The organism is Lysinibacillus sp. G4S2, from assembly GCF_030348505.1.
Taxonomy (GTDB): Bacteria; Bacillota; Bacilli; order Bacillales_A; family Planococcaceae; genus Lysinibacillus.
In genome coordinates, this window is the sequence record NZ_JAUCFJ010000002.1 from 1,719,615 (window position 1) to 1,735,178 (window position 15,564).

Annotated in this window: 15 protein-coding genes; 8 read left to right on the forward strand and 7 right to left on the reverse strand. The window is 37.6% G+C overall.

Annotation, left to right across the window (positions count from 1 at the left end; genetic code table 11):
- The first annotated feature begins 129 nt into the window (after window positions 1–129).
- From QUF91_RS08735 to QUF91_RS08745, 3 genes are all read left to right on the forward strand, one after another.
- Window positions 130–408, forward strand: a complete 279-nt coding sequence (locus QUF91_RS08735; RefSeq protein WP_285398132.1) for a CPCC family cysteine-rich protein — start codon at window positions 130–132, stop codon at window positions 406–408.
- The gene (locus QUF91_RS08740) at window positions 405–779 is read left to right on the forward strand and encodes a hypothetical protein (RefSeq protein ID WP_285398131.1); all 375 of its coding nucleotides are present in this window, start codon (window positions 405–407) and stop codon (window positions 777–779) included. The genes QUF91_RS08735 and QUF91_RS08740 overlap by 4 nt, the downstream gene beginning before the upstream one ends.
- 141 nt (window positions 780–920) lie before the next feature.
- Window positions 921–1,904 carry a biotin--[acetyl-CoA-carboxylase] ligase gene (locus QUF91_RS08745; protein ID WP_289417536.1) on the forward strand — a complete coding sequence of 328 codons (984 nt, stop codon included), beginning with the start codon at window positions 921–923 and terminating at the stop codon, window positions 1,902–1,904.
- Between the two features lie 363 nt (window positions 1,905–2,267).
- Here QUF91_RS08745 and QUF91_RS08750 read toward each other — a convergent pair whose 3' ends face one another.
- From QUF91_RS08750 to QUF91_RS08770, 5 genes are all read right to left on the reverse strand, one after another.
- Complete coding sequence (locus QUF91_RS08750) at window positions 2,268–3,101, reverse strand: DUF4097 family beta strand repeat-containing protein (RefSeq protein ID WP_289417537.1); 834 nt, start codon at window positions 3,099–3,101, stop codon at window positions 2,268–2,270.
- Window positions 3,101–3,700 (reverse strand): DUF1700 domain-containing protein, encoded by a 600-nt coding sequence (locus QUF91_RS08755; protein ID WP_289417538.1) that lies wholly within the window; start codon window positions 3,698–3,700, stop codon window positions 3,101–3,103. Before QUF91_RS08755 ends, QUF91_RS08750 begins: the two co-directional genes overlap by 1 nt.
- A complete protein-coding gene (locus tag QUF91_RS08760; RefSeq protein WP_285398126.1) occupies window positions 3,697–4,014 on the reverse strand; it encodes a PadR family transcriptional regulator in 318 nt (105 codons plus the stop codon). Before QUF91_RS08760 ends, QUF91_RS08755 begins: the two co-directional genes overlap by 4 nt.
- Window positions 4,015–4,165: 151 nt before the next feature.
- Entirely contained in the window at window positions 4,166–4,300 is a 135-nt protein-coding gene (locus QUF91_RS08765) for a hypothetical protein (protein ID WP_289417539.1), read from the reverse strand.
- Between the two features lie 24 nt (window positions 4,301–4,324).
- The gene (locus QUF91_RS08770) at window positions 4,325–4,459 is read right to left on the reverse strand and encodes a hypothetical protein (protein WP_289417540.1); all 135 of its coding nucleotides are present in this window, start codon (window positions 4,457–4,459) and stop codon (window positions 4,325–4,327) included.
- A gap of 245 nt (window positions 4,460–4,704) precedes the next feature.
- On the opposite strand from QUF91_RS08770, the gene QUF91_RS08775 reads away from it, so the two are divergent.
- The 4 genes from QUF91_RS08775 (at window position 4,705) to panD (ending at window position 8,433) form a co-directional block, all read left to right on the forward strand.
- A complete protein-coding gene (locus QUF91_RS08775) occupies window positions 4,705–5,772 on the forward strand; it encodes an IS30 family transposase (RefSeq protein WP_289420036.1) in 1,068 nt (355 codons plus the stop codon).
- A 585-nt stretch (window positions 5,773–6,357) separates the two neighbouring features.
- A complete protein-coding gene (gene panB / locus QUF91_RS08780; protein ID WP_289417541.1) occupies window positions 6,358–7,194 on the forward strand; it encodes a 3-methyl-2-oxobutanoate hydroxymethyltransferase in 837 nt (278 codons plus the stop codon).
- Window positions 7,194–8,048, forward strand: coding sequence for a pantoate--beta-alanine ligase (gene panC, locus QUF91_RS08785; RefSeq protein WP_289417542.1), 855 nt, complete (start codon window positions 7,194–7,196; stop codon window positions 8,046–8,048). The genes panB and panC overlap by 1 nt, the downstream gene beginning before the upstream one ends.
- A gap of 1 nt (window position 8,049) precedes the next feature.
- Window positions 8,050–8,433, forward strand: a complete 384-nt coding sequence (gene panD / locus QUF91_RS08790; protein ID WP_285398148.1) for an aspartate 1-decarboxylase — start codon at window positions 8,050–8,052, stop codon at window positions 8,431–8,433.
- A gap of 184 nt (window positions 8,434–8,617) precedes the next feature.
- Here panD and QUF91_RS08795 read toward each other — a convergent pair whose 3' ends face one another.
- Window positions 8,618–9,376, reverse strand: coding sequence for a hypothetical protein (locus QUF91_RS08795; protein WP_289417543.1), 759 nt, complete (start codon window positions 9,374–9,376; stop codon window positions 8,618–8,620).
- Between the two features lie 281 nt (window positions 9,377–9,657).
- Here QUF91_RS08795 and dinG point away from each other — a divergent pair, with 281 nt between their 5' ends.
- Window positions 9,658–12,429 carry an ATP-dependent DNA helicase DinG gene (gene dinG / locus QUF91_RS08800; RefSeq protein WP_289417544.1) on the forward strand — a complete coding sequence of 924 codons (2,772 nt, stop codon included), beginning with the start codon at window positions 9,658–9,660 and terminating at the stop codon, window positions 12,427–12,429.
- 931 nt (window positions 12,430–13,360) lie between these two features.
- Here dinG and QUF91_RS08805 read toward each other — a convergent pair.
- Window positions 13,361–15,169: a sensor domain-containing diguanylate cyclase gene (locus tag QUF91_RS08805; RefSeq protein WP_289417545.1), complete on the reverse strand. Its 1,809-nt coding sequence runs from the start codon at window positions 15,167–15,169 to the stop codon at window positions 13,361–13,363.
- Window positions 15,170–15,564: the final 395 nt, after the last annotated feature.

Sequence of the window (15,564 nt, forward strand, 5' to 3'; positions counted from 1 at the left end):
AAAAACAAATACCCATCTGTCAGTACAATGATTGTATTCGACCTTAGAACAAATTCAGCGAACCTTTAACTTTCAATGTAATGTTAAAATATAGTTAATCAATAAGTCTTTTGAAAGTTTGGTGAATGTATGAAATATCCTTGTTCATGTTGTGGTTATAAAACAATTGATAGTGATGGTGAGTATGAAATCTGTCCAATTTGTTTTTGGGAGGACGATCCTTTTCAGAAAGTAAATATAGATGAAGAGGGGGCTAATAAAATCTCTTTGGTAGAGGCGCAATCAAACTATTTCCGTTTGGGTGTCTCAGAAGAGCAATTTAGTCATCATGTTAGAAAGCCAGGAATTGAAGACAAAAGAAATCCTGACTGGAAACCGATTAAAGAATCTTTATGGAGGTTATTATGAAATACTTTGAGGAAGCTAAATATATTTGGAAAAATTATGTTCCAAAGAGTGGGCAGGCAGATACAGTTGAAGGTGAACTAATAAGGGCGATTGAAAGACTTCGGTATGAAGCACAGAACAATGGAAATTGTAATTGGGATGAAGGATTTGAACTTTTTTGTCACTATTTATGGGAAGTTTTAAATAACGAAGAGACTTTTGATCAAAATGTTTTGTGTGAAATAAGAATGGATATTGATACGTTATTAAATTATGATTCACCATATCTTGACGACGATGTATATGATAGAATTAGCGACCATATCATTGAATGGACTTTTGCTCATAAAGGACCTATTAAAAGAGAAAAAGATCCGAAACAATATAGGTGAAAATCGTGCATAATTAGTAACTAAAAGATATTCGAAGATAGTTTGTAGTCAATTGTCATAATTTACAGTATGATTAATACTAATAAGATTATAGCAACAGAAATTACTAATGGTAGAATTTACTAAAGGATTGATTTGAGCATGAGTATTTCCATGAAGGATGAAATTTTAAAAAGAATATTAGCTGCTAATGGTGAAGCGGTGTCAGGTCAGGAGCTTGCAGATTCTCTTGGAGTATCACGTACAGCTGTATGGAAACATATGCAGACGCTGCAGGAGGAAGGCTATACATTTGAAACTGTAAAGAAAAAAGGCTATGTGCTGACTGGTGTGCCAAATAGCTTAAGTCCAACACAAATTGACCTGTTTTTAAATACGGAACACTTTGGACGTGAAATTCATTATTTTGATGTTGTAGATTCTACGCAAACAATTGCCCATAGGCTTGCACAGGAAGGCGCTCCACATGGCACGATCATAATCGGGGAGGAGCAAACTGCTGGTCGTGGTCGTATGGCGCGTCCATGGGAATCTGCAAAAGGTACAGGTATTTGGATGACCATTATCGTGAGACCTGATGTGACTCCTCAGCAAGCTTCATCATATACGCTTGTTGTAGCTGTTGCGGTGACAATGGCTATTAAAACATTATATAAACATGTTGAGCCGGCCATTAAATGGCCAAATGATTTACTCATTAATGGTAAGAAATGTACAGGAATTTTAACGGAAATGCAGGCTGAGGCAGACCTTGTACAAGCACTACTAGTAGGCATTGGTATTAATGCAAACCAAGTCGAATCAGATTTCTCACCAGAGATTGCTAATATTGCAACCTCTTTACGTTTAGAAGCGGGTGAGGAAATTAATCGTGCAGCCCTTGTCGCATCTATTTTACAATACTTAGAACAATTCACGGAATTATACGTGAAAGAGGGCTTTGCTAGCATTAAAAATTTATGGGAACAAATGTCATGTACCATTGGGAAACGTATTGAAGTGACAACTTTACGTGGGCGCTTTGAGGGCATTGCCAGTGGCGTTACCGATGAAGGTGTACTACAGCTAACACAGGATGATGGCACAGTCCGAACAATTTATGCTGGGGATATTAAAATTTTATAAATCAAAAGCTGCAAGAATCATGGGAATCTTGCAGCTTTTTTGTGTATTCAATGGAATTTAGATCCTCTATTGGCGAAGTAAGTGTATCTAGCGGCGCAAAAGAGAGTATAAGCGGCGGAGTATCCAACTTTAGCGGCGCAAAAGCGAGTCCAAGCGGCGGAGTAACCGACTAGCGGCGCAAAAGAGAGTATAAGCGGCGGAAAAGCCAACTTTAGCGGCGCAAAAGCGAGTCCAAGCGGCGGAAAAGCCGACTTTAGCGGCGCAAAAGCGAGTCCAAGCGGCGAAGCAACCAACTTTAGCGGCGCAAAAGAGAGCCCAACCGACCAACAACCGCTTCTAACTTCTAACTCAGCAATGCTCATTTTATTTCAACGTCAACTGTAAGTCACCATTTGAAAGTGTTGCTTTTAGCTGATTATCACCTTTATATTCTTGTGATACTTTGCCGTTTTGATCTTTCTTATCAACTGTAAGATCCCCGAAGTCAGTTTCTAATTCAAAGCCAATTTCACTTTTTTTGTTTTGTAAGTGAAGTGTGGTGTCTCCAAAGCTAGACGTAATAGAGGATTGACCATTTAATGTACCATCTATGTCAATATCACCATTATCACTTTCAGCAACGAAGCCATTGCTTGAAAATTGCTGTAGCTTCATATCACCAAACGATTGAGTAATCTCCGTTTTATCACCAGTAGTGTTTTTAAATATAATGTCTCCAAAATCTTCAATAAGATTTAACTGCTGATAATTCAAATCATGAATGGTTGTATCCCCAAACTTACTATTAAGGACAACGGTATTCAATTTTACATCTGCAGGAACATAGATTTTGATGGAAGGAGAATTAAAGCTACTAAAACCGAATTGTAAACCATTCTTTTTCTTAGTCTTTGTTTCTATAGTTAATGTACTATCTTTAATGCTATACGTAATATCATCATCTTCAACAACATTTGTTTCTAATGCATAACGATCGCTAGTAACAATTTCAACATCGCCATAGTTATTGACAACATTGATGTTAGTAAAATCATCCAGTTCATAAGAATTGTTTATTAGTTTATTGCTCTTGGGCACATGGATGCCTTCATCATTTAACACAAAGTTCCATTTTCCGCCAGAGAAATAACCAACTAGAGCTAACAGTATGCCAAAAGCAATCATAGTCATAGCGATATGTGTATGTCGAGACATCATTAGTATCCCTCCTTCCGCTTTTTCGTTATTTTATGAAATAGTCTAGCTAGTGTTTCAACACAAACAACGACTATTTTTTTGATAAAACGAGCAACGACTGGGAAAAGTAAGATGCCTAAACCTGTAACAATAAAGCCAACACCCATAAAGAGTAACGCTGTCGGCCAGTCCACCGTTAAAATGAAGAAGCCTGAAATAAGTGCAACGATTCCACCGAAAATGATACTAAGTACAGTTGCAATAATTGCAAAGACAATGCTGAAAATGACTACACCAAATGAAAAAATAAGCGCTATAGCAACTGCTAGTAACGGTAATGAAAGTGGGGCAGATAATATTGCTAGAATGATAATCCAAATCGCAGACATATTTTTCTTAGTCGAAGTTGGGGTTGCTTCTAAATCCTTTAATACATAGTCCGCCATTATTTGTGATGCAACATGAGAAGGGGAACCTAGCTGTTGAATGACCTTCTGTTCATTTTCTTCTCCTGCTTCATCGAAATATTCCTCATAATAGGCAAGCGCAGCATCAATCTCATGCGCTGGAAGACGGTGTAATTTCCCCCGTAGCTTTTTCAGAAAGCTAGCTCTATTCATCCTTTTTCCCCTCCTAAAAGTACACAATCAACTTTTTCTTTATACAGTTGCCATTCTTTTAATAGCTCCAATAATCGTATTCGACCTTGCTCTGTAATTTGGTAATAGCGTCTATTTCTGCCTTGATAGGGCTGATCGTAGGTTGTTAAGTAATTTGCTTTTTGTAAACGACGTAAAACTGGGTAAAGCGTAGATTCTGATATATCCATCACAGATTGTACTTGCTGTGTTAATGAGTAGCCGTAAGCATCCTCTTTATCAACGATGGCGAGTACACAAGCGTCAAGTAAAGCTGAGCCAAGCTGAAATGTCATCTTCTCTCACCTCACATTTTATTACCTATACAAGGTTTTATATTATATGGCATATAGTATGATGATAGTATATGACGTATAGTATTAATTGTCAAATTTTATTAAAAAGTAGGCCGAAATTAAAAAATGACGGTTATGTCATTAAAATAATTTATTTCTGAATACTGTAATTATCTGGCTCTTCACCAAAACGTGTGGTTGATTTCCGTTCCGACTGGGCGCTTTGTAGCTGACGCTTTGCTTTCGCTACAGAAAACATTTGTTGTTGCTGACGCTTCGCTTTCACACAGACAAAACCGTGTTGCTGTCGCTACGCTTTCGCACAGATAAAACATTGCCGCTGACGCTTCACTTTCGCGCAGAGCAGAGCTTCCTGGGGGCGTCCGATGAGCCGCTTCACTCGCGGTGCTCGCTCCAGGGTTTCATCTGTGACGCTGATCCCCAAGGAGTCGCCCAGTCGGAACGAAGATCAACCTATATGGCATACGTTTTAACAAATGTCATCCACAACTTTTGGTGATGAACCAATTATCTGGTGAAAGGTGAAGATGTAGGGGAATTATTAGAAAATAATATTTGGCGAATTGTAAAATCAGATTAGACACTGTATAAAAAAATGCATCAAATCGGAAAAATCGTGTATTATTGGAGTTCCTACACAACAATATACAAAGGAGATTTTTCGATTTGATGCAAAAAAAGCTTAACATAAAAGGAACTCAAAAGAAACCCAGACTTACTGAAATTCAACGTGGAAAGTTAGAAGCTTACCTTGATGAAGGGAATTTATCAAAAGCTGAGATTGCCCGTAGATTGGGTGTTTGTCGTGCTACTATATATAACGAAATCAAGCGTGGAACTACTACACAAGTGAGGATAGTAAATAGTAAACGAATCTATACCACGAAGTACTTCGCTACAACGGGTCAAGCAATCACTGAACGAAATGTGGCTCGTTCTCGTAACCCTTTGAAGGTGAAGCGAGTATCGGCTTTTCTAGAATACGCAGATCAATTAATGAAGGAAAAGGAGTGGTCTCCAGACGCTGTTGTTGGTCGTACATTGCTTGATGGTAAGTTTCGTCGTGAAGAAATGGTTTGCGCAAAAACTCTTTATGCGTATATAGATCTTAGGTTGTTGAAAACTAGAAATTCTGACTTAGTTTCCAAGACATCGCGTAAAACAAAGACAGTACGTAGGGCTAGAAAAAATATAAAATGTTTAGGCGAAAGTATTGAAAAACGCCCACAGCACATTGAAACACGAGAGGAATTTGGTCATTTTGAAATCGATTCAGTGATCGGTAGAAAAGACAAAGAAGATGATGTTTTATTAACACTGATCGAACGGAAAACGCGTCGAGAATTTATTTTCAAAATGGACGGTAAGGATGCGGATTCCGTGAACTATGCGATTGAAACCATTCTAAAGAATTTTGGGGAGTTAGCACCTAAACTATTCAAATCCATTACAGCAGATAACGGGAGTGAGTTTTCAGAGCTTGCGGAAAAATGCCAAGAGTTGATGGGGATTTACTTCACACACCCCTACTCATCATGGGAGCGAGGAACAAATGAAAACCACAATAGAATGATTCGTAGATGGTTACCAAAAGGAACGTCCATAGAGAACTACAGTAGATCTTACATCCAATCTGTAGAAGATAAAATGAACCACTTGCCACGACGAATACATGGATTCAAAACACCGCATGAGATGTTTGAGGAAGAATTAAAGAGATTAAGAGAATCAGCGTAAGAAGACGTGAATCAACCAACTCTTACCCTAGGGTTAATGGGAGTTTATTGTCTATCGGTCTTTCCGCCAATTTAACAGGAACCTGGCTCCACTTCAAGGGGCAAGCCCTTTCCGTTACGCCAGAACCCTGTTTTAACCAATTGGCAGACCGACAGACAATAAACATGAAGGTGAAAAGGAACAGAAAATATACGGACATGAGATGTTAAAAAAAGTGTCTAACTTGATATTGCAATTTACGGAAAATAATATTTGAAGATTACTAGGAAAATCTGTTATAGTATGTGCTGAAGGGCAGTATCCTTTTGTGAACGGCACCTTCAAAACGTAAGACCTATTTACAATAAATATCTGCCTTGATCTTTTAATGACAGGGACGGAAGAAAACAAGCGTTCAAAAATATAACTTGATTCATTGGAATGGGCAATTCTCTCAAAGAGATTTGTTTCCGTATCCCTTTATTAAGTTATGGCCTCCAATCAACAAGAGGTAATTTTTGATAACGAACGAAACACTACCCTTCTGTCCATTTTGGAACAGAGGGGTTTTTCTGTTTTCTTCCCTTAAAAAAGGAGGACTACAAAATGAAAACAACTTCAGATTTTTTAAAGATGAAGGCAGCAGGTGAAAAAATCGTTATGCTCACTGCATATGATTATCCTGCTGCAAAATTTGCCGAAGAAGCAGGCGTCGATATGATTCTAGTGGGAGATTCACTAGGCATGGTCGTACTAGGCTATGATTCTACAATGCCAGTAACAGTAGCAGACATGGTCCATCATGCAAAAGCAGTGCGCCGCGGGGCAAAGGATACGTTTGTTGTTGTTGATATGCCATTTGGTTCGTATCACGGTGATGTACACGAAACGTTGAAGACTGCAGTATCAATGATGCAGGAAACAGGGGCAGATGCACTAAAGTTAGAGGGTGCAGGAGATGTTCTACCAGTCATTCGTAAATTAACGTCAGCTGGTATTCCGGTAGTAGCACACTTAGGTTTATTACCGCAATCAGCAGGCGTGCTTGGTGGATACAAAGTTCAAGGTAAAACAGCTGAACAGGCAACGAAACTCATTGAAGATGCAAAAAAATGTCAAGAGGCTGGAGCATGTGCAGTCGTCTTAGAATGTATTCCGCATCAGCTAACAGAAATGGTATCTGCTAATCTTATTATTCCAACGGTTGGGATTGGTGCTGGTGCAGAGGCAGATGGACAAGTTTTAGTGTATCATGACATGCTAAGCTATGGTTCACATCATGTACCAAAATTTGTAGAGCAGTTCGCCGATATGGGCCGAGAAGCGAGCCAAGGAATTGCTAGTTACGTGAAAGAGGTAAAGGCTGGTACATTCCCTGCGCCGAAGCATTCCTTCACGATGAAAGAGGAAGCATTGGATCAGCTATATGGGGGAGTAAAGTAATGAAAGTCGTAACTACTATCCAAGCGCTATCTATAGAAATCCAAGCAGCGAAGCAAGCTCAGAAAACAATTGGACTCGTTCCAACAATGGGGTATTTACATGAGGGCCATTTAACGCTAGCAAAAACAGCTCGTGCCGAAAATGATTTAGTCGTGATGAGTATATTTGTAAACCCAACACAATTTGGGCCAAACGAAGACTTTGAAAGCTATCCCCGTGATTTGCCACGGGATACTGCCTTGGCAGAGTCTGTCGGTGTAGATATTATTTTCGCACCAAGTGTTGAAGAAATGTATCCTCACGATGGTGGTATTCGTATTCATGCGGGTGAACAGGCAACCATTCTTTGCGGGGCCAGCCGTCCAGGACATTTTGATGGCGTTTTACAGGTTGTGTCAAAACTATTTCATCTAGCACAGCCGACAAGAGCATATTTCGGACAAAAGGACGCACAGCAGGTTGCTATTATCGATACAATGGTACGAGATTTTAATTTCCCTTTAGAAATGCGAGTAGTACCGATTGTACGTGAGGAGGACGGTTTAGCTAAGTCTTCTCGTAATGTCTATTTAAGTGAATCTGAGCGACAAGAGGCACCAGCAATTAATGAAGCACTACAGCTTGCTCGTAATAGCTTCTTAGCGAATGGTAATGCAGCGAATGCACTTGCTAAAGCAAAGGAACATATTACAGCTCGTACACATGGGGAAATTGATTATATTGAGCTATTAGCGTATCCAGATTTAATACCAGTAACAGTTGAAACGGAGCAAGTACTGTTGGCAGCGGCTGTATACATTGGTAAAACTCGTTTAATTGATAATTGTATCTTTAATGTGAAAGAAGGACTATAAAATGTTACGAATGATGATGAACAGTAAAATCCACCGTGCTACAGTGACACAAGCAGATTTAAACTATGTTGGGTCCATTACGATTGATGAGGATATTTTAGACGCAGTAGGCATGTTACCAAACGAAAAGGTGCATATCGTCAATAATAACAATGGGGCTCGCTTTGAAACCTACATTATTGCAGGGGAGCGTGGATCAGGCGTTATTTGTGTTAACGGTGCAGCAGCACGTCTAGTACAATGTGGAGATATTGTAATTATTATTTCTTATGTGTATGTAGATAACGCAGAGGCAAAAGATCATAAGCCAACGGTTGCCATTATGGGAGAAGGTAATACTATTAAAGAAATGATATCCTATGAGCCAGAAGCAACGGTGATGTAGTGTGATAAAAGTAGATATTACTTTGTAACTTAATAAATTGAAAGTGTACATTACTAAATTTATTTTAATGATGTACACTTTTATTATGTCAAAAAATTGTTAAAGAAAAGGCGTATTATAGATTTGAAATGAAAATCTATCTATGTAGGACGATTCTGTGCTTCATTGATTTGCCATATGAACATTATAGAGAATTTAGAAAGCTGTCCAAATTAAAATATTGCGTTAAAGAAACCTTTCTACCTTCTTTGTGCCAGCGATGATAGACTTCAAATACATGATGTATATTGTTATCTGAACGTTCCTCAACTAAGTATTTGATGGTTTGGAAGCTACGCCAGTAGTCATACATAATACTAGTTAAACTTTCCGATTCATAACTAGCAGTACCAAAATCATCTAATGATTGTTTTCCGTATTTATCTTTAAACAAATGAATCAATTCTAATTCAATCTTTGCAATTTCATCGAATTGATTTTCATTGAGCGTTAATTTTTTTGATAAATATTCGCACATTCCTTCTTCAAACCAAATGCTATCCATTCGCTCATCATCAAATTCATCGAGAAATAAATCCGAATGATGCGTTAGTTCATGGGCTAAAATGCAAAAAATATGGTCATTACAAATTGTTTTATAGTATTTCTCTATTTCGAAATGTTGTTGACCTTCTAATTGTCTTAAAAATAACTGTCTCCAATCCTCAAGGTTCGGATTCATATAGATAATATCTTTAGTTGTATATGCAGGAATAGGTACAGTTGAAAAGATGTTTGTCGCGATTTCTTCTGAGGTCCATACAATCGCCTTAGGAATATCATGGAGTTTAAATTCTTTTTCTAATATTTGACGATAAATCTCTAATTTTCCAACTAAATATTGAGTTGTTTGTATATTCTTTTGATATTGTTCTATATTTTCATATGCGAAAATTTGTTTCATTTCTAAAGTATACCCCCTCGAATTGTATCTTTTAAATTTTATGTTTTTGGCTCATCGGACGCCCCAGGAAAGCGCCCAGTCGGAACGGAAATCAACCACACGTTATGGTGATGGGCAATGCTTTTACAAATATTATATATTAATTTGAAAATTCTTACTACAAATCATGGTAATCGTTCAGAAGTCTTTTTTTATGACCAATGAACAATGGTGAAGGGATGCCGCTGAGCCAAATATATGATAAAATTCATCTATCTAATGTGAACTGTGAGTTGAGATGTATGATGGAAAGTCAAAAGTATGCAATTGTTGATTTAGAGACGACTGGTCATTCACCGGCAAATGGGGACCGAATGATTCAAATAGCAATTGTTATTATGAAAGATTGGAAAATTGAACGTACCTTTACGAAGTTTATTTATCCAGGAAAATCCATTCCAATTTTCATTCAGGATTTAACGCATATTACGGATGAGGATGTAAAGGATGCCTTGCCGTTTGAGGCACATGCTGACTACATATATGAATTGCTTGCTGATTGTGTATTTGTCGCGCATAATGCGGATTTTGACTTATCCTTTTTACAAGCGGAGTTCAAGCGTGCAGGTTTACCGAAATGGCACGGTAAAAAGATGGACACGGTTGAACTAGCCAAAATATTGTTCCCTATGTCACTGAGCTTTAAGCTAGGTGATTTAGCGGCAGATTTAAATATAGAGCTGGCAAATGCACACCGAGCAGATGACGATGCCAGAGCAACTGCTGAGCTCTTTAAACATTGCTGGAAGGAGTTACTCGTTCTCCCTCAGCTAACTCTTGAACAAATGCATAAACGTTCATTCAGATTGAAATCAAATTTATCCCAGTTGTTCTTCGAGGCACTTCAAATTAAACGACAGCATGTAACTGCTAATGAGAATGTCTCCTACTACCGCAATTTGGCTATTAGTGATGGACGAAAAAAGCATACAAATAATGCAGAGATTGTATCATACCCACAAACAGCAGCTGACAAAGCATCATTAATGACAAAGGCGATGCCGAATTTTGAGCAACGACCTGCACAATTCGAAATGATGGACATTATTTGGAAGGAATTAAATAACAAGAGGGAGTGCGTTATAGAGGCTTCAACAGGTATTGGTAAAACAGCAGGTTATCTACTCCCTGCAATTTTGTATGCCCGAGCAGTCGATAAAAAAATTGCGATTAGCACATACACGTCACACTTGCAGGAGCAGCTTGTTGAAGAAGAATTACCCAAGATTGAAAAAATCCTTGGCACTAAAGTAAATATTGCTGTTCTAAAGGGTATGCATCATTATATTGATCTTACACGCTTTGAGCAATGTATGGCTTATGCTGATGAATCCTATGATGATACCTTTACGATTTTACAAATTCTTGTTTGGCTTACTAAAACAGAAACAGGGGTGTTAAGTGAGCTCAATGTTTCAGGCGGAGGACAGCTGTTTTTAGAGAAAATCCGCAAAATGCCTGATGAGAAACCATCAAGAGGCTTTGATTTCTATGAGCAAGCGTTAACAAATAGTGAGTTTGCCGATTGTATTGTAACGAATCATTCTATGGTACTCAGTGATTTAGTCCGCCAAACACCGATCTTTACACAAATCGACGGATGGATTATTGATGAAGCCCATCAATTTATTCAAGCTGCAATGCAGCAAGACGAAATTGTTTTCTCTTATACACAGTGGAAGTATATTTTCGGTCAAATTGGCACGATGGAGGAGACTGCCTTATTCCTACAATTTAGTCAGGCAGCTAAGAAAAAACACCGCGTTCCTATGCAAAACTTGCAGCGATTAGATGCACAATTTATTCGCCTGCAACGAACTTTCGATGAAACGATTCAGCGTGTTGTTCAAAAAATGCAGCAACAAATAAAAGGAAAACAAGCTAATCGAAAATGCACTTTATTTTTAGAGGATGTATCGCTAGTTAAAGAACCACTTTTACAAGTGAGCAAGCTCACGCAGCAGTGGCTTGATCTTGCGACAGAAGTAGGTCAGGCCTTTGGAAATAATATTGAGCAATTAGATAAAAATGAGCTCTATATATTATCAGAGTGGCATTATTGGATTCGTGAAATGAAGGTGAAAATCGCCGAGTGGGAGGAAATTTTCCTATCGCCACAGGATGATAATTCAGTGTGGCTAGAATTTGATTTACGGAGCGTTCCAGGAAGCTTACATGTCTTTAAAAAGCCAGTTAATGTCACTCCTATTATCGAAAAAGTACTTGCACCACTTCGTAAGCAGGCAAGCATAGTGTGGACTTCAGGTACTTTAACTGTACCAGGCAATGAACGTTTTGTGACGCGTCAGCTTGGTATTTCTGATAGTGTGCAAGTGATAAAGCTACAAGCACCGCCATCCTATTATGCAGGAGCGAAGGCATTTATTGTTACAGATATGCCTGATATTCAACATGTGTCACAGGATGAATATATTGAAGCGGTCGCCCACGCAATTACACGTACGGTACGGATGACTGAAGGACGATGTTTCGTTTTATTTACGGCGCAGGACATGCTTCGCAAAACAGTGGAGCTTATTCAAGATAGTGAACTCCTTGATGACTATATGCTTTTTGCACAAGGTGTAACGGGTGGTAGTCGTATGCGAATTCTGAAATCATTCCAAAAGTTTAGCCATGCGGTACTCTTTGGTACAAACAGCTTTTGGGAAGGCGTGGACGTTCCAGGTGACGCACTTGCATCGGTTATTGTTGTACGCTTACCGTTTTCCTCGCCAGAAGAGCCTGTATTTAAAGCGCGAGCTAAACACCTTGCCGCTCAAGGTCGTAATTCCTTCAATGAGCTATCATTACCGGAAGCCATCATGCGCTTTAAACAAGGCTTTGGTCGTCTGATCCGTTCATCACAGGATAAAGGAGCTTTTATAGTTTTAGACCGCCGCATTTCAACAAAGTCGTACGGTAAGGAGTTTATTAAGGCATTACCACTGATTGATGTAAAGAAATTGCAGCTTCCTGAGTTGTTAAAGGAACTTAATGATTGGCAGAAATAGATGGAATCCCTTTTAGCAGTTTTGCTAAAGGGGATTTTTTGCTCAAAAGTAAGAATTGGTAAAGAAAGTGGGGAGCGGAGCGAAAAGCAAGGCTACCCGAGCGAATAGAGTAGAAAGCATAGAGAAAACCGAGATCCCGAGCAATAAAGTCTGCAACTAGAGTATAAAATTCACTTACAAAAAAAGCCCTCGACGATTGCGGGGGCAAGTGCTATTTTAATTACTCTCAATCTTTTTACAATTCTCCTTGATGAAATCTTATAAAATTTCTTTGGTCTGTCGAAAAGATAAGACCTTCCGTAACCATTAGTATTAGTTATCTTTCCTCAAATTTTACTTTAGTTTATTTTTTTATCCATCCAGCCGTTTACTTTAACAAAATCTAGTTCTACAGCTTCTTATTTTAATTATGTGTCTAATAAATCGGTAATATAAAAAAGAATTCCTACTTATCTACGGAAACGAGGGCCAAACCCGGGGAAAAATGGTCTACCGAACGGGAAAAATGGGCTAACAGGGAAGAACGGGCGCCCGAACGGGAAAAATGGACTTACTGGAAAAAATGGACTCACAGGGAAAAAAGGGCTTCTAACTGGGAAAAATTCATTTCTAAAACGACCAGGGAAAAATCGGCGTCCGTCATTAAAACGCATTGGATTTACCATCTTTATAACTCCCTTCAATTGATATAGTATAGGCTATGTTCAATTAATGAAGTGGCTTAGACTAAGACACAGGTTGGGATCTTTGCAAAGGACGATTTTGGATTGTTCCGCAAATTTCCAGACTCTTCAATTGGCATCTGGGCCAATTTCAGTCTTATTCAGCGTAGGGTAGTGCTTTAGTTGAATAGCTCATAAAATAGACCACCCCGTAATGGGGGTGGTCTATTAAGTACAAGAAATCCTGTCATTGACGCTTCAATTGCTTTTTATAATTGAGAGGAGACATTGACATCATCTTTTAAAAATTCAACACAATTTCTTCCTTTTTCTTTTGCTTGATATAATGCTTTATCACATCTTGATAATAAAGTATTTAATGAATCACCATCTACATAGCTAGTTACCCCAAAGCTACTAGTTTTTCGCTGTACAATAGGGAATTGATAATTTTCTAATTGTTGACGAAGCTTTTCAGAAAGCTTTATAGCACCATCTAGTTTAGTTTGAGGACAAATAACTAAAAATTCCTCGCCACCCCATCTGCCAACTGTATCTTGCTCGCGAATCGTATTTTGCAATATCTCTGCTACATTCATTAAAACTAAGTCGCCTACTTGATGGCCGAACTCATCATTGACTTCTTTAAAAAAATCAATATCTAGTAGAATAATAGCGAACGGAGCCTCATGATGTTGCGCATGTTCAATAGCCTCTTCTAACACATCGTCTAACTTTACACGATTTGGAATTTGAGTAAGGCGATCTGTATTTGCTAATTTTTCAAGCTCAAGTTTTGCTCTTTCTAGCTCTTGTGTTCGTTCTTTTACTTTATGTTCGAGCGTTTCATTGAGCGTTTGTTGCATTTCCTGATGCTCTTTTTTTATAATATTGATTTTATCGCCTAATGCTAATGACAAAAATATAGATTCAAAAATAGCACCAATTGCAGGAATATCCTCAAATATAACTGGATGGAATGGAATAATACTTAAAAAAGCCAGTGCTTGTACAATGATGGAACCAAGCAGAACAGTCCAACCTACCATATAAAATCTAGCCATTTTCTGACCTTTTAACAACACAAATAATCCCGATAACCAAAGAAAAATAAAGACAACTACAGAAAGAATAATTGTTAAATTATTTGCAAACTCAACATCAGGAACAATGAATGAAGCAATTAAAGATAGTATAGAGATCCATAATAGAAAATTCCCGATTTTGTGGAATCGAGGTAAGTAATTTTTTAGTTCAAGAAACTCTTTACTGAATAGAATCATACATATAAGTAAGATATTTCCGCTTATCGCTGCAGATTTTAGAAAAAACCATTTAGGCAAAAGTTGACCTACTAGTTCAATATCTAAAGAATTCAAAGTAGCTTGATAGAGAATAAAACTAAACATATACAAAACATAGTAAAAGTAAGCCTTATCTTTTAACGAAAAAAATAAAAATAAATTGTAAATTAAAAGTGCAGACAAGAATCCATAAAAAATCCCTGTTAAATATTTGTAGTCAATGATTTTATTGATAAAGCTATCCGTAGTGAAAAGATAGGAAATTGAATTTAATGGTAATTCACCATCTAATTTTATATAAATTTCTTTGACGGAAGGGTCATGGATTTGAAATAAATTAGAACGATAATGAATGTTTTGTTCGTCAATATTTGAAATGCCTCTCTTTTGAACATTATAGGAGCCATCTTCTTTCACTAAAAACATTTCAATGCTATCTAACTTGTCTGTCACCTCTAACCAGTAGGACTCCTCTTTATCCTTCAATATTTCATCGGCATCTAACCGTAGCCAAATCGTATCATTCGTATGCCAAAAGAATAAATAATCGTCTTTACTAGCAACAAAGGAATGATCATATGTACCACTTATTAAATCTTCTATTGTAATTTTTTTTGACGGGTCACGAAAAATATCATAATGCTTACCCAATATAATTGGTTCTGATAATTCAGCTGCGTGACATGGTAAGCTAAATTGTGTAAAAGTGACTATCAATACGACGATAAAAAAATAAAATAATAGGTTGGTTTTAATAATTTTATTTTTCATCATTTATACTTTCTCCTATCCTAATTCCTTTTATTCAGTCACTAGTAAGCTGAAGAAAATAAAGTGTTCTAAAACTAGCGTATTATGTAAATATATCACACTTTATTCTAAGTTTAGGATTTTTACGAATACTAAATAAAATATTAAAATAAAAAGTTAAGATAACAGGTGTGTTTATTAACCATTTTTATCCATTCGGATTAATTAGAAGGCTCTGATTTCCGCTACTATAGGTCAGAATGGAAATCAACTCACGTTATGGTGATGAGCCATTAAAAAAGCGGTTTATTATCTGTGATTCACTAATATTTCCTTTGTCTGTAGTAATGACTTAGCCAAGTCTGCCTTTTGTATAAATAAGCGGTTATTGCAAAAAATAAGACCGTCAAAATGGGCGA